Source organism: Streptococcus parasanguinis, from assembly GCF_964238605.1.
Taxonomy (GTDB): domain Bacteria; phylum Bacillota; class Bacilli; order Lactobacillales; family Streptococcaceae; genus Streptococcus; species Streptococcus parasanguinis_AJ.
This window is the reverse complement of the sequence record NZ_CAXSMM010000002.1, coordinates 31,205-51,877: the sequence shown is the minus strand read 5'-3', so window position 1 is coordinate 51,877 and position 20,673 is coordinate 31,205. Positions and strand designations below refer to the sequence as shown.

Here is a 20,673-nt window from a genome sequence, read left to right as displayed (position 1 = left end):
TTGTCTCAGCGGACCGATTCTAGATAGTCTTTTTCTCAAAAAAATGATATCATATTGTCTATGGAAACTATTGATTTAAAGGGCTTGTCCCTCAGTGAAGTCCGCAAGAAAATGGATCGCGGACAAACCAATGATTTTACAACGAATACAAGTACCAGTACCTGGCAAATTATCAAGCGCAACGTCTTCACCTTGTTTAATACCTTAAACTTTGTGATTGCTGTGGCCTTGGCTGCTGTACAGGCATGGAGCAATATGATCTTTTTCGCAGTCATTTGCTTCAATGCCATTACAGGGATCATGACCGAGATGCGCGCTAAACGGATGATTGATAAGCTCAACCTCATGAGTCGTGAGCTAGTGACTGTCATTCGAGACGGGGAAAAAGATGCGATTCCACCAGAAAAGCTTGTTCTAGGTGATTTAATGCTCTTATCTTCGGGTGAGCAGATCCCTAGTGATGCCGAAGTCATGTCTGGTATCGCTGAAGCCAATGAAGCTATGCTGACTGGTGAGAGTGATCTGGTCTTAAAAGAAGTTGGTGATGAACTGCTTTCTGGTAGTTATATTGCCAGTGGTCAAGTCTATGCCCGTGTCAAGCGAGTTGGAGCAAACAACTATGCCAACAAACTGATGATGGAAGCTAAAACCTTGAAGCCTATCAATTCGCGTATTCTTTATAACTTAGCGAAAATTTCAAGCTTCACTGGTAAAATTATCATCCCATTTGGCCTTGCCCTCTTCTTTGAAGCACTGTTGATCAAGATGCTGCCAATCAAAGATTCTGTCGTGAATTCTTCCACAGCTCTCTTGGGAATGTTGCCAAAAGGAATTGCCCTACTGACGGTTACGTCTCTTTTGACAGCGGTTATTAAGCTCGGTATGCGCAAGGTTCTTGTCCAAGAAATGTACTCAGTAGAAACCCTGGCGCGTGTGGATACCTTGTGTCTAGATAAGACCGGTACCATCACTCAAGGGAAGATGACAGTCGAATCTCTCCATAGCTTATCGGATCATTTTTCGGAACAGACGATCCAGGTCATTCTCTCTGCTTACATGCAATATAGCGAGGACACCAATCCTACTGCTCAAGCTATTCGCAAGGCTTATGGGGAGTTGGAGCATGCTTATACTGCGGAAAACATTATTCCTTTCTCAAGTGATCGGAAATGGGGAGCCATGCACCTATCTAATCTTGGAACTGTCTTTCTCGGTGCTCCTGAAATGCTCCTTAAAGAAAATCCAGCTGCTGTCGTCGAAGCACAAGCTCGTGGATCGCGCGTGCTCGTCTTGGCTCACAGTTCAGAACTGATCAGCATGCAGGAATTGAAACTGCCTGAAAATCTTGAAGGGATTGCAGTTATTGAGATTACAGACCCCATTCGTGAAGGGGCTTCAGATACTCTTGAGTATTTGCGCTCTCAAGGAGTGGATCTCAAAATCATCTCCGGTGATAACCCTGTGACGGTCTCTTATATCGCTCAACAAGCTGGCTTCAAAAATTATGAGAACTACATCGATTGTTCAAAAATTTCTGATGATCAATTAGTGGATCAAGCAGAAGAAACAGCTATCTTTGGGCGCGTGTCTCCTCACCAGAAAAAACTGCTTATCCAAACCTTGAAAGCAGCTGGTCGGACGACTGCTATGACAGGAGATGGGGTCAATGATATACTTGCTCTTCGCGAAGCAGACTGCTCCATCGTGATGGCTGAGGGGGATCCAGCAACCCGTCAAATTGCCAATATTGTTCTTTTGAACTCTGACTTTAATGACGTTCCAGAAATTCTTTTTGAAGGCCGTCGTGTGGTGAATAACATTGGACGAATTGCTCCAATCTTCTTTATCAAAACGATCTATTCCTTCCTCTTGGCTATCATCTGTATTGCTAGTGCTCTCTTCTTTAACGTCAACTATTTGCTGATTTTCCCTTTCATCCCTATTCAAATCACCCTTATCGACCAATTCGTCGAAGGATTCCCACCATTTGTGTTGACCTTTGAACGCAATATCAAACCTGTTGAAAAACACTTCTTGAGACGTTCCCTTCTGTTAGCCTTACCAAGCGCCTTGATGGTCGTCTTTAGTGTCTTGTTTATTCGCCTTTGGGGAGCAAGCCATGGTTGGTCTGCAGCCGATATGTCTACTGTATCCTACTACTTACTTGGATCCATCGGTTTCCTATCCGTTATCCGTGCTTGCCTGCCACTAAATATCTGGCGGGCCCTCCTCATCGTCTTCTCTGTAGTAGGATTCTACGCATCTGCGGTCGTGTTGAAAAACTTGATCGAGATTTCCCTCCTTACAGCCACTACTTTCCCAGTTTATCTGGCATTGATGGCCATCTTTACAGGAGTCTTTATCCTCACTACAATTCTCCAAAAATATGAATTTGATTAAAAAAAGAGAGTGGGACAGAAATCGGTAATTCGTTAGAATTCGATTTCGTCGTCCCACCTCCGCACAGTTGAGTAGGGCTGTAAAAGCTGATGAAATCAGCGTAGTAGAGCCCACTCAACCACTGCGTCTTGATCGACAATCCAAAAATAATTGAGAGGCTAGGACTTTTGTTCCAGCCTCTTTTTATGTTCTATCGATCTTTCCCCAAGCCTCTTTTCATGCTATAATAGAGCCATGACAGATATCGAATTAAAAGACGGCGAGCGCGTCAATCAACTCTTTTCAAGTGATGTGAAAATCATACAAAATCGGGAAGTCTTTAGTTACTCCGTGGATAGCGTCCTCCTCTCACGCTTTCCAAAATTGCCCAAGCGGGGCTTGATCGTAGATCTCTGCGCTGGAAATGGGGCTGTGGGACTCTTTGCAAGCACTCGGACAGAGGCCCAGATCATTGGTGTTGAGATTCAGGAACGTTTGGCGGATATGGCTACCCGCTCCATTGCCCTCAATGGCTTGAACCAGCAAATGTCTATGATCACTGATGACCTCAAGCATTTGCCTCAACATATCAAGGGGAGTAAGGTGGATATCATCCTCTGCAATCCTCCTTATTTCAAGGTGGATGAGCATTCCAATCTCAATGAGAGTGAACACTACCTCTTAGCTCGGCATGAGATTACCACCAATTTAGATGAGATTTGCCATGTGGCTCAGCGGGTTCTCAAATCAAATGGTCGCTTAGCGATGGTCCATCGTCCAGATCGCTTTTTAGATATCATCGAAACTATGAAACGATACAATCTTGCACCCAAGCGGATCCAGTTTGTCTATCCCAAAGTGACCAAAGAGGCGAATATGTTATTGATTGAGGCGATCAAGGATGGCTCACTGGATGGTTTAAAAATTCTGCCTCCCCTCTTTATCCACAATGAAGATGGCAGCTATACAGACGAGATTCATGAGATCTACTATGGAAACTAAGGCTTACATGTATGTCCTAGAGTGTGCGGATGGCTCCCTCTACACTGGCTACACCACAGATGTCGAAAAACGCCTAAAGACGCACAATGCTGGAAAAGGTGCCAAATACACACGGGCTCGCCTACCCGTTAAACTTCTCTACCAAGAATCCTATCCAGATAAACCCTCTGCTATGTCTGCCGAGGCTCTCTTTAAAAAGAAATCACGCCAAGCTAAGCTAAACTATATCAAAAAGAACCGTCGGACTCCATAGTCCAACGGTTTTTCATTTACAAAATGGTGATACGGTACTGGTGACTCCGTGTTTCTTGAGGAGCCAACTGGATCACACCTTTTTTATCTTCGAAGAAATCGCCCTCTTCTGCAGATGTGGAAATACCCGTCCAAGGCTCTAAGGCAATGAAAGGCCCCTTGTTATTGGTAGACCAAAGGACGAGATTCTCAAAATCTGCAAAGGCAAATTCCAAACCTTTACCAGATTTTTTCGAGAGGAGCTGCACAGATTTAGAGGCTAATTGATCTAAAATAATGGCGTCTTTTTCAAACAGTTCATGGCGCAAAGGTAGCCTACGACTATGGTCTAAAAATGGCGTCCGCTGCAGGCGATCAACCAAACCGGTTTCTGTGAACAAGAGAGGAACGCTACAACTTTCTTCTTTTTCAAAAATCAACTCGTAGTCTTCATAGTCTTCATCTGTTAAAAGGGGACAACGAAAGGCTGGATGCCCTCCAATGAAATAAGGCATGACTTGATCTGACTCTAAATTTTGCACGCGATAGGTGATGGTGATCTCTTTCCCTTTCAATTCATAATCGATTTCCACTCGAAAATGGTAGGGATAATTTTGTAAGCTCTCGTCGTTAGAGGTGATTTCAAAGACAAGACGATGGTCTGTTTGTTCTTTGAGTTCAAACTCTCTCTTGCGAATGAGGCCGTGTCTTGGAAGCTGGCCTGTCTTCACTCCATCTTTTAGATGATACTGCACTTGGCCATTACGAACACTCCCGCAAATCGGAAACAGAACCGGCGCTTGTCCTGACCAATACTCTGGATCTCCCTGCCAGAGATATTCTATGCCTTCCTTACTTCGAATGGAGCTCAATTCCCCACCAAATGTCTTAAATTGTACTTCTAGATCATCATTTTTTAATGCAATCACCATGGGCGACACCTCTTTTTAATTAGTATAGTTATTATATTCATTATAACCTTTTAGAAGAGATTGTCAATTTTTATTTTTCTAGTCAAAAATTTTAAAAAAATAAGAAAAAATCCTTGACAAGGCTTGGAAATAATTGTAGACTTAATATGTTAACAGAAATATTCCGTTTTAGGAATTCATTCTTTCTGTTTTCTGACTTTTTTAGGATGCTCCTTATCATGATACATTTTTTCTAAAAGAGTCAGTTATCAATTAGGTCTCCTTATAAATATACAAGGGTTAACAGCTAGTTAACCCTTGTATTTTTGATTTTCATTAAAAAAACGGCCTATTGCTAGACCGTCTTTAGGACTTATTTATCCCCTTTGTTGCGGATGACAAATCCATTTTTCTTTTCATTAGAAGTACGATGAGGACGTTTGTTGCCTTTACCTTCAAAGTCTCGGCTATTTTTATTGGACTTGCGTTTGAAATCACGGCGTCCACCTTCACGGTCATCTCTGCGATTTCGATCACGGCGTTGGTCTCCACGACGGCTATTTCCACGGCCCCCTTTGCCTTTCCCACCAAAGCCACCACCGGATGGTTTAAATGGCAATGGTTTTTCACGCGCAATTTCAACTTCTGGAAGGCTGTCTGGATCTTGAACGGTCAAGCTCAAAATATACATAGCCAATTCTTCAGGAGTGAATTCTGCAGCCAATTTGCGAGCATCCTTACCAAACTTCTCAAAGTTGGTCCGGATTTTTTCATCTTCAAAGTCTCGCTCAATTTTCTTCAGCGCTACTTGTTTTTTCGCTTGGAAGGCTTCTTCTGCTGTTGCAGGTTTCATTCCCTTCATCCGCTTTTTGGTCAAGTTCTCAATGATTTGCAAATAGCCCATTTCATTTGGCGATACAAAAGTAATGGATTGCCCTGTTTTCCCAGCACGACCTGTCCGTCCGATCCGGTGAACATAGCTTTCTGGATCTTGTGGGATATCGTAGTTGTAGACATGGGTAACACCTGAAATATCCAAGCCACGTGCCGCAACGTCTGTTGCTACTAAGACGTCCAAGTTCCCATTTTTAAAGTCACGAAGGACTCGGAGACGTTTGTTTTGATCCAAATCTCCGTGAATTCCTTCTGCCCGGAAACCACGAATCTTCAAGCCACGAGTCAATTCATCAACCCGGCGTTTTGTCCGACCAAAGACGATGGCAAGTTCAGGTTGCTCGACATCCATCAATCGAGTCATGGTATCAAATTTTTCGCCTTCTTTGACACGAATATAGTATTGATCGACCAAATCGGTTGTCAATTCTTTGGCCGCAATCTTAACGTGTTCTGGCTCTTTCATAAACTGCACACCGATGCGTTTGATGGCTTCTGGCATCGTTGCTGAAAAGAGCAAGGTTTGGCGTGTTTCTGGAACACGGCTAATGATGGCTTCGATATCTTCCAAGAAGCCCATGTTGAGCATTTCATCTGCTTCATCCAGGATCAAGGTTTCAATATGATCGAGCTTCAAGGCCTTGCGCTTGATCAAATCTAGCAAACGTCCAGGTGTTCCCACAACGATGTGAGCACCTGACTTCAAAGCTTTAATTTGCTTTTCAATGCTTGATCCACCATAGACAGAGCGAACCTTAACACCCTTACTGCGTCCAAAGCGGAACAATTCTTCCTGACTTTGAACGGCCAATTCACGCGTTGGAGCAATGACAAGGGCTTGGATCACTGTATTATCGACATCAATCTTCTCCAACGTTGGAAGACCGAAAGCAGCTGTTTTACCAGTCCCTGTTTGCGCTTGACCGATGACATCTTTTCCTTCAAGGGCCAAAGGAATAGTTTGTTCTTGGATGGGGCTTGCTTCTACAAAGCCAGCTTTTTCGATTTCTGCTAATAATGCAGCAGACAAGTTAAATTCGTTGAATTTCAATTCTTTCTTCTTTCTAAAAAGTGGTGCGAAGCCACTTTATCAAACTTCTTTCAATGCGAAAACGCACTGATTGCATAGGAAGTCACCTTCCTGGTCACCTGTCGCAAGACTCATCTAAAGAAAAACTAGTCGGTCTGTTATGGACTACATTTTCTTTAGAGAAAAATGTTTTGCGTCCTAACGGATGTTGCTGACTGGAATTGTTTTTCAAACAAACAGGCAACAAGATCCTTCTTGCGGGAGTCTTCTTTCGAACAGAATCCTTCCATCTGTTCTGCCTCCCCACCATTTCTCTCATACAAGTTTGCAACCTATCTAGTATAACACAATGAAGAGGTAAATGATAGTCACAGGAGACTAATTTTATTTTTTAGGAAAAAAATCCTAGATAGCTTAAGATTATAAAAACGCCCCTAAACCTAGACAGGACTGGTTTTCTTCTTGTAAGCATTTCATATACTTCATCATAGGAGTATAAAAAAATCGGAAAACTTTTATTTTTTGGTAACTCTTATCTTGCGTTTTTACAAATAAATATGTATAATACAGTTAGTATCTAAAATATTTCTGTATAAAGAAATAGGATCATTTTATCTGATTCAACGATTTATTCTACGTTCTGATTTATTTAGAACCACTCAGTACTATTAAATCTACTCCTACTATTTCCAAGAAGATTTTGTACAGTCGATGAACTATTCACACTGCCCCTTCTTTGGAGAGGAGGGCAGGTGTCTAGATGGTTCCTATTTCTCAGATTATTCTAGATACGAAGAGGCTCGGATTTCTCCAAGCCTCTTTTTTTATCTTTTTTTCACAATCCACCGCATGACCTTTGCCAAAATGAGCCATAATATAAAGCTACATAGGGATACATAGATCCAAGCATTGGGATCCTCTGTCATAGGAAGAGGGATATTCATTCCGAAGAAACCGGTGATAACGGCTAAGACCGCCAACAAGGCTTCAAAAATGGTTAGGGTTGTCAAGTTGTCATTCAAGTTGTTGTTTAGGATATTGTTGTATGATCCAGACAACTGCTGTAAGACATTGGAAATCAACTCGGTCATTGAAACCAACTGACGCGCTTCGATCATGGCATCATCAAACTGCTCTTTTTCAACATCATTCATCCTGCGATAAATGACATGTGCTTTGATATGTTCTAGCAACATCCGATTTTGCTTGGCTGCCGCGACCAGATACACCATACCGGTCTCAAGGTCAGACAGGGCATAAAGATTCTTTGTCGTCGTTGTCTTTCGAAGCAAACGATTGAGTTCATCTTTGTGCTTATCTAAGCGATCAATAATCGGATAATAAGCATTACTGATCATTTCAAGACCTGCAAAAAGCAACTTATAGATCGACAGCTCCTCATGGCTTTCCAAATAACGAACCATTTGTTCAATGATATAGGCATTGTCTTGGTTACTGATGGTGACGAGTCGCGTATCTTGAACGATAAAGGTCATGGGGATGGTTTCGTAGTATTCCTTGTCCTTTTCTAAATCCAATACATTGTAGATAAAGGTGATCGTTCCGTTTTCTCGATTGTAATCCATATGGGCACGTTCGTTCTTATCCATCGCGTACTCAATGGTTTCTTTGTCAATATCGTATTTTTTATAAAGATATGAATTTTCAGCAATCAAATCCGAGTCGATATTGATCCATTTCCGATCTTGACCCAATTGTTTATCGATAAACATTCCGTCTCCTTTCTCAACTGTTCTCTATCAACATGATTTTTTATTTAAAGACCGCACTGGCTAATGCTTGCTGGATTTCAATGACACTGTTGTCACTCTTGAATTGTAAAACTTCTGAAGGTTCCACTGCTGAAGAGACCCAGATTTTTAATTCGGCATCCAAATCAAAATGACCGGAAGTTTCAACGGAAAATCGAGAGATAGAGCGATAAGGAAGGGATTTGTAGGACGTTTTCTTCCCTGTTACTCCTTGCTTATCCACCAAGATCAAACGAAACTCTGTAAAGACGATTAAATCACGAATCAAGCTAAAAGCAAGTGTGACTTGCTCTCCCGGCACCAAGATATCTTCCAGATCTCTTTCTACTTTATCAACATTCTTTTGAGAGGCATTGCCCATCAAACCACTTAGTAATCCCATCATTTCTCCTTTATAAGCGAAAACGGATAGATTTTCGTTTTCTTATTTTTTTTGTTATGGATCAGTTTTGAAAAGTTCCTTACCCCATTTTTTCTTCCAGCTCAACGTCTGGATACTTATCCGCAAACCAGCGGAGGGCAAAGTCGTTTTCAAAGAGGAAGACAGGTTGGTCAAAGCGGTCCTTAGCCAAGATATTTCGGCTTGAAGACATGCGCTCATCTAAGTCTTCTGGTTTGATCCAGCGAACGGTCTTTTTACCCATTGGGCTCATGACCACTTCGGCATTGTATTCATTTTCCATCCGGTGCTTAAAGACTTCAAACTGCAATTGACCAACGGCACCCAACATGTATTCACCTGTTTGATAGTTGGTATAGAGCTGGATAGCTCCTTCTTGCACCAATTGCTCAATCCCTTTGTGGAAGGATTTTTGCTTCATAACGTTCTTGGCAGACACCTTCATGAAGATTTCAGGGGTAAAGGTTGGCAGTGGTTCAAATTCGAACTTATTTTTACCAACTGTCAGCGTATCTCCAACCTGATAAGTACCAGTATCGTAAACCCCGATGATGTCTCCTGCTACAGCATTGCTAACATTCTCACGGCTTTCGGCCATAAACTGGGTGACATTTGATAGCTTAGCGCCCTTACCAGTACGAGGCAGGTTGACGCTCATCCCACGCTCAAATTCACCCGATACGATCCGCACAAAGGCAATCCGGTCACGGTGGCGAGGGTCCATGTTGGCTTGGATTTTAAAGACAAAGCCTGAGAAATCCTTGTCGTAAGGATCGACCATTTCTCCATCGGTCTTCTTGTGGCCATGTGGTTCTGGAGCAAACTTGAGGAAGGTTTCCAAGAAAGTCTGTACACCAAAGTTCGTCAAAGCGGATCCAAAGAAGACTGGTGTTAATTCACCCGCAAGGATAGCTTCTTCTGAAAATTCATTTCCGGCTTCTTGCAAGAGTTCGATATCGTCTTTCACCTGCTCGTAGAATGGATTGTTGGCAAAGAGCTTGTCTCCATCTTCTAGACTGGCAAAGCGTTCATCCCCTTTGTAGAGTTCCAAGCGTTGGTTATAAAGGTCGTAAAGACCCTCAAAGGCTTTCCCCATCCCGATCGGCCAGTTCATTGGGTAACTAGCGATGCCCAAGACTTCTTCCAATTCTTGCAAGAGGTCCAGTGGCTCGCGACCGTCACGGTCCAGCTTGTTCATAAAGGTAAAGACTGGAATGCCACGGTGTTTCACAACCTCAAACAGTTTCTTGGTTTGAGCCTCGATACCCTTGGCAGAGTCTACGACCATAACCGCGGCATCCACCGCCATCAAGGTCCGGTAAGTATCTTCTGAGAAGTCCTCGTGCCCTGGGGTATCTAGGATATTAACGCGCTTGCCATCGTAGTCAAACTGCATGACAGATGAGGTTACCGAAATCCCACGTTGTTTCTCGATGTCCATCCAGTCAGATTTAGCAAAGTTTCCTGTTTTCTTTCCTTTTACGGTACCAGCTTCTCGAATTTCCCCACCAAAGTAAAGCAATTGCTCAGTAATCGTCGTTTTACCAGCATCCGGGTGGGAGATGATGGCAAAGGTACGGCGTTTTTTAATTTCTTCTTGTACGTTCATGTTCCTAATTCTTTCTCTTCTTATTTTTTGATAAATTTATAAATTCATCTCTACATCGGATTTCTCCTCAATTTCTCTATCTGTCCTATTATAGCGAAAATAGGCACTTTTTTCAACGATGATTCTTCTTTGAGAGCAAAAAGAAAGACCAAAATCCGTCGATTCTAGTCCTCTTATCATGACTGTTAGAAGGCTCCAAATCCTCCGCCACCGCCACCATCAGAAAAGCCACCGCCGTCAAAACCGCCACTGCCATCTGAGGAGTTAGTAGAGAAGCTTGAAACGCTATAGGAATCATCTGCATAACTCATCAAGGTAGAGCCGTCTAGGAAGGAATTTGAAGAGGTCGTTATCCAAACAACAGCATCCCAATCCTCATATGGTAAGGAAATCTGATGATTTTTGAGTACCTGACTCACTTTTTTAGCTTGACCATACATAGTTGCATAGACTAGGATACGATTCCATAGAACAACACTCTCCAGTTCCGCTTGCTTGAAATTTGGAATACTTTCGATCATATTTCGAAAGGCCATCCATTCAAATTGTGCATCCAAGTTTTCTAAGGATTGGAGATGTTCTTCGCGAATTTTCACAAGAATATAAAATGGAATGAAGAGAACGACCAACAATACAATCATCCAAAAATAGAAGGAAGATAGGTGGGAACCAAATCCAAAAGATAAGAAACACATGCTCACAAATAAGATCAGTAAGAGCCAAAAATGTAAGGCACAGCCTGTTTTTGAAAAAGCTTCTTCTTTTTCAGATAAGTCTCTAAAATAAGAAGGCAATCCTAATTTCGCAATCTCCTTCTCTACACCTTTTGACAATTGCTGGGCATCTTTTTTTAACAGTGATTGAACGTCATTTCCGACCTTTCGAATACGGTCTCGTTGGGTGTCTGATTTAGCAGCTCGAAAGTCTTTTTTTAGGGCTACTTTATCAATTTTATACTTTGAGAATACCTCACTGATATTGATTGCAGATTCTTGATCAAAAATCATTTCAATAAACTTTAATTCAAAATCAGCCAAGCCTTCATAATGGAGACAGGTCAAGGTTTCCCCATTTTCATCCCTAGTCAACCGAAGATTTCCTCGATCAATAAGATCTAACATGGTTGCCTGGATGAGATGATTAAATTTTAGTTGCCCCTTCTCTCTAGACATCACCATCCGTTCAAAATCAAGTTGATACAGTGCCTTAGCTAGGACAAAAGGAGGTAAATTCTGTGGTGGTTCGTATAATCGTACTCCTTTTGCAATCCGACGAGTTCTGGTACTGATAAAATACCGGATCCAGGGAATGAAAGCTAAGATAAATAAAAGAATCGATACAATTGGAACAACCTTGAGTAGAAGGGTCCGATAAAAGAATGTTTTTTGTTCAATGGATTTTTCTTTTTTGAGAAATTTCTCTTTTCCATTTCCCTTGTTAATCTCATTTGCTTGGTCTCGACGCAGGGCCTCTGACATTGGCCAATAGCCATGCAGTTCGAGCTTGCCATTTTTGGGAAAATCCTTTGTCCAAATATGATAACCAGTTGCAGTCCGTTCGACTTGGGCTGGTGGATTAAAGTAACCAGTATGGGCATACAGTTTTCCCTGCTTGGCATCCAAGCCATCCACATAAAAATCTAATTTCGCGACTTTCTCATCTCCATCTGAAATAGGAAACCAATTCAGTTCTGCAATATCCTTGTAGAAAGTCAAGAGATGATCAATCTTCCATTTTACTTTGATCTTGACCGTTCCTCCGACGATACGGGCATTGTATATTTTTAATTGCCGACCATCTTCCAGGTCTGTCTCCTCTACACGAATCTCACGTTTTTCCCCATCCACATAGGCTTCCACTTCAGGATGACGATGAATCTTAAACCCTTTTGGAAGAGGATCAGCGCTTCCTAAGGTCACATATTGACCATGATAGCCTGTCTGAAACTGATAGGTAATCTCTTGTGTAAATGTTGCTTGGCTATCTTCCTGCAATTGGAGGTGTCCTACATAGGATTCAATCGAATAGCGAACTTCATCATCTGCATGTGCGATCGTGATTGTACAAACCAAACTCCAAATGAGGGAAATCATTAGCAAGAAACGCTTCATATATTCTCCTTTAATATAAAACAGGGTTGAGACCAAGATGTCCCAACCTTCCTACTTGTTATTTTCTCACTTTCACCCGCTCACTTCTGCGACTGAAGAACTGATTAAAGAGTAATAAAGCAAGGGCTAAAATACTGGATACAACCAGATAGTTGAGCCACACCTTATCCCCTCTCATAATCGGAGGGCGAGCCATCAAGCCGTAATTTCCTCCCGTCAATTGATTGACTCCAACCAGGAATAAATCTAAGGCAAAGGTATAGAGAACAATCTGACTATTTTTTAAGAGGTTTCGATCATACCATCTCAAGAGATAAATCAAGGAATTGATGAGGAGACAGTAATGTCCGAGGAGGAAAGAAAAACTCGTAATATGAGGGAAAGTGTAGGGATCAAAGACTGGATAACCCAAGGCAAAGATGGCTCCACTCACTCCCATCAAAGCAAAGAACTGTTTGCTTTTCCATCGGTCTGGTAAAAACAAGACCGCAAACATGGCCAAGCGGCAATGATAAAATGGTAAGCTATTGGACCAAGGAATGTGGTAGGCAAAATACCAAAGATACAAGCAAATTAACTGGAAGCCTTGTAAGTATTGAAAGCACTTGCGAAATTGCTCATTCTGATAATAGCGAAGTGACATCATAATCGCTGTCACAACGAACAAGACCATCACACTATACCAAAGTGCTGAGATTGCTGGTGGTGCTGTTGATTCTGTAGTGAAAAAATGATGCATAAAATCTCCTTATTTAAACAGATTTAGGTATTCTTCTTTTCTTACTGTACTGAACGATAATATTGATGAAAATCAGTGTCCCCGTCATGAGAACTGTCACGATCAAATAGTTGAGCACAAGGCCATGGTCACCGATCACAGGTGGGCGACGCATAAAGCCGTAGTTTCCACCCGTTGCGAGATTCGCAAGCTGAATAATGGCATTGACCCCAAACGTCATCTGACAGATCTTCCAAACAGCCCCTTCTTCCACCTGGTAGGATTGAACCAGATAGATCAAACAGTTGGCCAGGAGAGCCCAGTGACCAAAGACATTGTTGATCGAGGAAACGTGAGGAAAAGGGTAGGGATAAAAAATAGGATGAACCAAGGCCATAGTGGAGCCAAAGACCCCCACGAGGGCAAAATATTGTTTGAAGCTGCCCTTGGGCGCCAAAAGAATGATCCACATGGCCAGCCGGCTATGATAGAAGGGAAGACTCTCTGAAAGAGGCAAGCGAGCAGCTAGATACCAAGAGTTGATGATGAGCAGCTGGATCAACTGCCCCCAATACCAAAAGTTTTGGTAGCCTTTAGAGTGAGCAAATCGAATGGACAGAACTCCCACTACCACTAATGAAGTCGGCAATAAGAAATACCAGACCCCCAATTGAGGAGGGGCCGTTGGTTGACTGGTGAAAAATAAGTCCCAAAGTGTCATGATTTCTTTCCCTTATCTGCTCTTTTTATTCTGAACGCGAAACGATACTCTCTTCGACCATCTTGTATTTGTAGCGCTGGTTGACCAAGCAAATACCAGCCACCATCACGATGCTGACCAAGAGGTAGTTCAAGAGAGCACCGTGGTCTCCAATGATTGGTGGACGCTTTAAGAAGCCGTAATCTCCACTGGTCAAAAGGTTGACCAAAAAGATGACGGCATTCATGCCAAAGGTGATCTTAACAATTCGTAGGCTGTCTTGCTTTTCCGACTGATAAAAATCTTGCAGGTAAATCAAACTATTGGCAAACAAGGCCCAGTGACTAAAAATCAGATTGAGCACAGTAATATGGGGGAATGGGAAGGGGTCAAAGGCCGGATAAACCAAGGCCGCAATCGATCCCAAAACTCCCAAGAGAGCAAAATATTGCTTGATATAGGTTCCTCTCGGGGCAAAGAGGATCGCAAGCATGGCCAAGCGACAATGATAAAAAGGCAAATTATCTGTCAGAGGCATGTGGGCGAAAATATACCAAGCATTGATGGTCAAGACTTGGATCAACTGTGCCCAATACCAAAAGCGTTGGTAGCTTTTTGACTGCGCATATTTGATAGAAAAGTAGCCAACCACCAACAAAGAAGCTGGCAGAATGAAATACCAGAGTCCAAATTCAGGCGGGGCTGATTTTTGATTCGTAAACAATAAATCCCAAAGTGTCATGTTTATATCCCTTTAATTTATAGATCATTTTTAATCACAATACAAATCTCGTTTCCCATCATAAACCTCCCAAAGGAAATTCAATTGTTCTTCTGTATTGCGCTTGGTAGAAAGAGCAGGCATTTTCTCTCTCTCAAAAAATGCAAGATCGGAAATTTCCTGATTCTGTTGAAAACTTCCATCCAGCAATTCACATTCAAATACCAATTTCACATATTGGCGGCTTTGCAATTGGTAGCGATTGGTATCAAATACTGCCAACAAGCGATTGACACGTGCTACATAGCCCGTTTCTTCCTGGATTTCCTTTAAAATATTTTCTTTAGGAGAATAGCCAACCTCACCAAAACCACCCGGCAAAGCCCAGGTCTCTTCTCCCTGACCTTTCACCAGACAAAGTTTTCTATCTTTGACAATCCAAGCCCTAACATCAATTAAGGGGGTGTCATAATAGTTTGTCGGTCGAAACAAATCCGATAATTCTTGTGAATTCAGATCAGTCGTTTCTCTCACAAGATCCTGTAAAATTTCACGAATATCCTGGTAGCGCTCTTGATCAAATGGATCTTTTGAGAACGCTAAGCCTGTATTGGTGATTGAAATCAAGCGCTGAATATCCTTCAGTACATTATTACTTACCATTCTCCAATTCCTCTACCAATTTTGCCAAATTCATGGAATTGCTTCCCTTGATAAGGATTTGGTCTTGCCCTTTCAAGCTTTCCTTGACTTGTTTGACCATGTCCTCAAACTGGTCTTCCTCAGCTGTTTTCTTGAAATAATAGACATGTCCGAGTGGGAACATCTGACTCGCTAACTGAGCCAATCCCGCAATGTCTTGGCCGTAGAAAATAACCGTATCCAAGACATCTGGCGAGAGGCTGAGAATCATTTGGTTGTGCAGATCAATAGATTGCTTCCCTAGTTCTTTCATATCTGCCAGGACGGCTAATTTTCGACCATTTGGATTAGCAGGAATGGTAGAGAAAGTTTCTAAGATTAAGCGCATAGCCGTTGGATTGGCATTGTAGACATCGGATAGGATATCCGCTCCGTTACTGGCCTTCTTCCATTCTGTCCGGTTGCGCGTTAATTGCAAGGTTTCAAAACTATCACGAATCGCAGCCTCACTCACTCCTTCTTGCAGGGCAACATAAGCTGCGATCATAGCATTGGTCGCATTGTATTTTCCTGTTACCGGAAGATCAATCGCTTCTTCTAAGAAATTAGCTCGGAAAGTTAAGCTATCCTTTCGCTCGATTAACTCGGTAATAAAAATCTCCTCGTCTGGACCAAAGCGGACCACTGTTTGATTTTCAGGAAGGTAAGTATTGACGATCGGATCAGCTGGAACTACCAGAAGACCACCTTCTGGCATGCCATCCGCAATCTGGAGTTTTCCTTTTGCGATCTCACTTCGATCTTTAAAGAATTCCAAATGGGCTTCCCCAATCAAGGTGACAATAGCAGCTTTTGGATGCGCCAGTTCTGACAAGAGATGGATATCTCCTAGATGGTCTTGCCCCATTTCAAGGACCAGTTTGTCTGTCCCTTCTGGCATATGCAAAACCGTATAAGGAAGACCAATTTCGTTATTATAGTTTCCTTGTGTTTTATAGGTCAGGTAGGTGGTGGACAAAAGCTGTGCCAACATATCTTTTGTGGTGGTTTTACCATTTGACCCCGTTACTGCAAAAACATCTACTTTTGTCTTTTGAAGATAGGCTGCAGCTAGTGTTTGAAAAGCGCTCAGCACATCTTCCACCAAAATATAAGGGTGGCCTTCGATCACTTTCTCTGAAAAAGTGGCTACGGCTCCATTTTCAAAAGCAGTCTCAATAAAGTCATGACCATCACGCGCTCCCTTTAAAGGAACAAACAGGTCTCCAGGCCCAATCAAACGGCTGTCAAATTCCGGCTTGACGAGGGCCACATCTTCAAATTGGCTGATATCATTTTTTGCATGTACTAGATGAGCAACTTCATGTAATGTGAGATTCATATCCAACTCCTCAGTTCTCCGTAACGTCCTCAAAGATTTGGACGCTCCTATCAAATTCTTCTCATTATACCATATTCTAGACCACAAAAAAAGTGGCTGGGACAGAAGTCCTAGCCTCTTGATTGTTTTTGGATTGTCGAGCAAGACGCAGTGGTTGAGTGCTCAAAGCACTGCTTTGAGGTGGTAGATAGGACTTGCTAAGCAAGTTTCCTAAGTAGTTGTTCGCTTTTCAAGTTCCAAAGATGCCCTACTCAACTGTGCGGAGGTGGGACGACGAAATCGAATTCTAACGAATTGCCGATTTCTTTCCCACTCTCTCTTTTCTTACAACAAATGCGCTTCGTGTTTTTGGAAGACTTCTTTTCCAAGCTCTACTAACTTGGTGATCAAATCTGTATAGTTAAGTCCCATATTGTCCCAAAGCAAGGGATACATAGACCATTGGGTAAATCCTGGCATGGTATTGAGTTCGTTTAAGAAGATCTCTCCTTTATCGGTATAGAAGAAATCACAACGCGCCAAGCCCAGACCACCAATCGCACGAAAGGCTTTTTCTGCGTTGGTCCGCATGATTTTCACAACCTCAGGGTCCAATTGAGCCGGAATCGCCATGGTAATTTTGTTGTCGATGTATTTGGCATCATAATCATAGAAGGCCACATCTTTCACAACTTCACCTGGCAAGGTGCTCTTCACATCATAGTTTCCAAGCAGTCCAACTTCGATCTCACGCGCATTAACCCCTTGTTCTACCAAAACACGGCTATCGTATTTAAAGGCTAATTCAAGAGCAGCCCGAAGCTCTGTTTGGTTTTCAGATTTTGAAATCCCAACACTAGAGCCCATATTGGATGGTTTGGTAAAGACAGGGTAAGAGAGATTGGCTTCAATTGCAGCAATTTTCTCATCCACGTCATCGCCTTCCACTACAGCTACATAAGGAACTTGTGGAATTCCTGCAGACTCCAAGACCCGTTTGGTCGTGATCTTGTCCATCGCAACACTAGAAGCCAGGATACCACAGCCGACATAAGGCATCTTCAAGACTTCTAAGAAGCCTTGAATGGAACCATCTTCTCCCATTGGTCCATGAAGCACTGGAAAGACTACTGCTCCTTCCTTGTAAATCGCTGATGGTGCGACTTTTTTAGACCAGTCCACTGTATCGTTGGTCATCAATTTCTCATCATCCTCTGGCTTCTCTTCAAAAGCTTGCGTCTGGATGAAGTCTCCTGACTGCGTAATAAAGTAGGTTTGAACCGAAAATGCTTGGTAATCAATCGCACGCATCACGCTTTCTGCTGAAAGAACAGATACTTCACGTTCTGCACTACGTCCACCATATAACAGGATTAAGTCTTGTTTACTCATAGTTTCTCCCTAATTGTTCCCTTGATTTCTTACTTGATAGTATACCACAATGATAGCCCTTTCGAAAGAACTTCTCTTATAATTCTGTTCGATTTTCGATCGCGCGAAGCAAGGTCACTTCGTCCGCATACTCGATATCGGCTCCAACTGCTAGACCCCGTGCCAAACGGGTCACTTTGATGCCTGCAGGTTTGAGGACGCGTGAGATATACATAGATGTCGCTTCCCCGTCTGCCGTCGCATTGGTCGCAACAATGACCTCAGTAACTGTTCCATCCATCAAGCGACTGAGCAAACTCTTGAGATTGATATCATCGGGTCCCACGCCATTCATGGGTGAGATCAAGCCATGCAAGACATGATAGCGACCGTGGTATTCCTGGATATTTTCCATAGCAGAGACATCCCGGCTATCTTCTACAACAAGAATGAGGGATGGATCCCGCGTTTCATCTCGACAAATCTCGCAGGTTTCTTCATCGGTTAAATTGCCACAAATACTGCAATACCCTAGCTCACGCTTGGCATTCAGTAAGTTCTTGGCAAATTCATTCACATCATCATCTGACATGCCAATGGTGTAAAAAGCCAGACGAGTCGCTGTTTTGATCCCAATTCCTGGCAACTTCGAATAGCTGTCAATTAATTTTGCAATAGGTGCTGGATAAAGCATAGTTTCCTTTCTAATTCATGGGGTGTTTCTGATTGTATAAGTTAATAATGTCACGCGTAATGGAATGACTGACTGTCGCTTGTAGATTGGTATTATGTGGAAAGACCACCGCTACCGCAATCTTTGGATTGTTTGACGGTGCATAAGCCACCACATTGGTATTAATGGCTTGTTTGCCTCCATCGACTGTGGTTTCGGCCGTACCGGTCTTTGCACTGATGGGCACACTGGCTCCACGACCAACGGTTTTTCCTGTCGTCAACCCACTCGTACCATTGGCCACTTGGTAAAACCCTTGCTTGATCAAAGCCATGTCCTCCGCTGAGATATGGACTTGATTGAGCTCCTTGGCTTCGATCGCTTTTTTCAACTGACCGAGGCCACCTTGATCATTATTGTCATAGATGCCTTCGACGATATGAGGACTCACCCGCTTCCCATCATTTGCAACGGTTGCCGCATACTGGGCCAATTGCATCGGTGTATAGTTATCAAACTGACCAAAGGCATTGGTCAAATAATTACCGACTGTATAGTCTTTTGGAATAAAACCGGTCGATTCATTGGGAAGGTCAATCCCCGTTGACGTTCCAAGACCATATTCCGCAAAAGTAGAGCGCAGTTTTTTCATAGCAGGTTCAACCTGATCCACTTGTAAGGTCATGTTTGGAGTGTAAGGCTGCCCCATCATCTTAAGGGCAATTTGGACCATATAGGTATTAGAAGAGTATTCCAAAGCTTCTACCGCATTGATGGAACGACTACCGTATTGGGTAAACCAAGAATTGATAGGAGCGGATCCTGCAAAAACAATCGGCTGATCGGTCAGAACCTGATTCCCAGAAATGGCTCCATTTTCCCATCCAGAAGTCAAGGTTGCTCCTTTGACCACAGATCCTGGAACGAAGACGTTGGTCACTGTTCCCAACGCATCTGCTGATAGATCTTGACTACCAGCCTGGTGTTTAATCCCTGCCATGGCAAGGACCTTCCCTGTATCGGGCTCCAGAGCTACGGCATAAACACCTTCAGAGTAGGTCGCATTTCCAGCTTGCAACTCTGCGCTAAAGGCGGAGCGAAGGATATCTTCCACTCCTTTTTGGAAATCCAAATCAATCGAGAGCTTGAGGTTTTCTCCTTTGGCCCCTTTTGAAACGTCGACCACTTTCTCCATGTTGCCATTTTTATCTAGGAGAATTTCTTTTTCACTGCGTTTGCCTTGAAGGACGTTTTCGTATTCTTTCTCCAAATAAGAGGTACCAACCCGGTCATTGAGAGCATAACCTTTTTTGACATAGTCCTCAACCTCTTCTGCTGGAAGCCCCGCCTGCTCGGTCGATACGTTTCCAATAATAGAAGCTAAAGGAGTGTCCAAAACCTTGCGGTCCCAGCTAGTCGTGATGGCAATTCCCGGAAGGTCCTGACTGTCCGCAGCGATGGTCGCAATCTGTTCAGCTCCTAGTGCTTGCGTCGAAATAATCCCCGTCGCAAAATTCTCTACCGCATTCATCTGGCTATAGAGATAAATAATCTTTTTCTCATCATCTGTATAGCCGAGTTTTGAAGGGTCGATACTATCCACTGCCGCTTGATAAATCTTGGCTTCCGGCAGGCGGTTGCCATCGGTATCAAATTTCTTTTTCTCAGGCAGGTGTTCCACGACCTCTTGGTAGACTTTGGTATTGGCTAGATAGTAATCCACTTCTTGCCGTTCGGTTACTTGAGGATTTTCTACATCGACATACTGTAAGAGTTTCCCCGCTGTCTCTCGCATTTCTTGGGCCGTCATTTTACGATCACGTGTAAAAGTCAGGACCTGTTTTCCCACATTTTCTACCAAGGGCTTACCAGAAGCATCATAGATTTGCCCTCGCACACTCCCTTGTTTGACCGTCTTTTTCGTAGCTTTTGCCAATTTATCCGTATAGTAGGCTTGGTGAGTGATCTGCATATAGCCAAGTCGGGCAATCAGCACCAAAAAAAGAAGGCAAATCAAACTAAACAGCAGGTAGAGTCTGCGTGTAATCGAATGATTCTCAAACTTCCGTATTTTCTTCTTCATGAAATTTTCTATCCTTCTTTTCTAATGAACACTTACCTTCCATTTTACTATTTTTCCAAGAGTATC

General features: G+C 42.9%; 17 protein-coding genes. 3 read left to right on the top strand and 14 right to left on the bottom strand.

Annotation, left to right across the window (positions count from 1 at the left end):
• Positions 1-60 precede the first annotated feature (60 nt).
• The 3 genes from ACESR9_RS02255 to ACESR9_RS02245 all read left to right on the top strand — a co-directional run bounded on the left by ACESR9_RS02255 (position 61) and on the right by ACESR9_RS02245 (position 3,634).
• Positions 61-2,400: a cation-translocating P-type ATPase gene (locus ACESR9_RS02255; protein ID WP_373105326.1), complete on the top strand. Its 2,340-nt coding sequence runs from the start codon at positions 61-63 to the stop codon at positions 2,398-2,400.
• 234 nt (positions 2,401-2,634) lie between these two features.
• Positions 2,635-3,381 (top strand): tRNA1(Val) (adenine(37)-N6)-methyltransferase, encoded by a 747-nt coding sequence (locus ACESR9_RS02250; protein ID WP_021152863.1) that lies wholly within the window; start codon positions 2,635-2,637, stop codon positions 3,379-3,381.
• Positions 3,371-3,634: a GIY-YIG nuclease family protein gene (locus tag ACESR9_RS02245; RefSeq protein ID WP_004219743.1), complete on the top strand. Its 264-nt coding sequence runs from the start codon at positions 3,371-3,373 to the stop codon at positions 3,632-3,634. The genes ACESR9_RS02250 and ACESR9_RS02245 overlap by 11 nt, the downstream gene beginning before the upstream one ends.
• A gap of 16 nt (positions 3,635-3,650) precedes the next feature.
• On the opposite strand, the gene ACESR9_RS02240 is transcribed toward ACESR9_RS02245, so the two are convergent.
• The 14 genes from ACESR9_RS02240 to pbp2b all read right to left on the bottom strand — a co-directional run bounded on the left by ACESR9_RS02240 (position 3,651) and on the right by pbp2b (position 20,607).
• Positions 3,651-4,544, bottom strand: a complete 894-nt coding sequence (locus tag ACESR9_RS02240; RefSeq protein ID WP_195422901.1) for an aldose 1-epimerase family protein — start codon at positions 4,542-4,544, stop codon at positions 3,651-3,653.
• A 352-nt stretch (positions 4,545-4,896) separates the two neighbouring features.
• Positions 4,897-6,468, bottom strand: coding sequence for a degradosome RNA helicase CshA (gene cshA, locus ACESR9_RS02235; RefSeq protein WP_373105324.1), 1,572 nt, complete (start codon positions 6,466-6,468; stop codon positions 4,897-4,899).
• Positions 6,469-7,271: 803 nt separating this feature from the next.
• Positions 7,272-8,180, bottom strand: coding sequence for a magnesium transporter CorA family protein (locus ACESR9_RS02230; protein ID WP_070666301.1), 909 nt, complete (start codon positions 8,178-8,180; stop codon positions 7,272-7,274).
• 40 nt (positions 8,181-8,220) lie between these two features.
• Positions 8,221-8,601, bottom strand: a complete 381-nt coding sequence (locus ACESR9_RS02225) for a PH domain-containing protein (protein ID WP_003015210.1) — start codon at positions 8,599-8,601, stop codon at positions 8,221-8,223.
• A gap of 79 nt (positions 8,602-8,680) precedes the next feature.
• Entirely contained in the window at positions 8,681-10,228 is a 1,548-nt protein-coding gene (locus ACESR9_RS02220; protein ID WP_003012237.1) for a peptide chain release factor 3, read from the bottom strand.
• A 185-nt stretch (positions 10,229-10,413) separates the two neighbouring features.
• Positions 10,414-12,339, bottom strand: coding sequence for a DUF2207 family protein (locus ACESR9_RS02215; RefSeq protein WP_373105322.1), 1,926 nt, complete (start codon positions 12,337-12,339; stop codon positions 10,414-10,416).
• Positions 12,340-12,397: 58 nt separating this feature from the next.
• The gene (locus ACESR9_RS02210) at positions 12,398-13,078 is read right to left on the bottom strand and encodes a YwaF family protein (RefSeq protein WP_003006294.1); all 681 of its coding nucleotides are present in this window, start codon (positions 13,076-13,078) and stop codon (positions 12,398-12,400) included.
• Positions 13,079-13,091: 13 nt separating this feature from the next.
• Positions 13,092-13,778 (bottom strand): YwaF family protein, encoded by a 687-nt coding sequence (locus ACESR9_RS02205; protein WP_373105321.1) that lies wholly within the window; start codon positions 13,776-13,778, stop codon positions 13,092-13,094.
• Positions 13,779-13,803: 25 nt separating this feature from the next.
• On the bottom strand, positions 13,804-14,499 hold the full coding sequence (locus ACESR9_RS02200) for a YwaF family protein (RefSeq protein WP_373105320.1): 696 nt from the start codon (positions 14,497-14,499) through the stop codon (positions 13,804-13,806).
• Positions 14,500-14,529: 30 nt separating this feature from the next.
• Positions 14,530-15,141, bottom strand: a complete 612-nt coding sequence (locus tag ACESR9_RS02195) for an NUDIX hydrolase (protein ID WP_003015213.1) — start codon at positions 15,139-15,141, stop codon at positions 14,530-14,532.
• Positions 15,131-16,501 carry a UDP-N-acetylmuramoyl-tripeptide--D-alanyl-D-alanine ligase gene (locus ACESR9_RS02190; protein ID WP_254727863.1) on the bottom strand — a complete coding sequence of 457 codons (1,371 nt, stop codon included), beginning with the start codon at positions 16,499-16,501 and terminating at the stop codon, positions 15,131-15,133. The genes ACESR9_RS02195 and ACESR9_RS02190 overlap by 11 nt, the downstream gene beginning before the upstream one ends.
• 324 nt (positions 16,502-16,825) lie before the next feature.
• Positions 16,826-17,872: a D-alanine--D-alanine ligase gene (locus ACESR9_RS02185; protein ID WP_371494705.1), complete on the bottom strand. Its 1,047-nt coding sequence runs from the start codon at positions 17,870-17,872 to the stop codon at positions 16,826-16,828.
• Between the two features lie 76 nt (positions 17,873-17,948).
• On the bottom strand, positions 17,949-18,545 hold the full coding sequence (gene recR, locus ACESR9_RS02180; RefSeq protein ID WP_021152853.1) for a recombination mediator RecR: 597 nt from the start codon (positions 18,543-18,545) through the stop codon (positions 17,949-17,951).
• 10 nt (positions 18,546-18,555) lie between these two features.
• Entirely contained in the window at positions 18,556-20,607 is a 2,052-nt protein-coding gene (gene pbp2b, locus ACESR9_RS02175) for a penicillin-binding protein PBP2B (RefSeq protein WP_298617465.1), read from the bottom strand.
• Between the last annotated feature and the right edge of the window lie 66 nt (positions 20,608-20,673).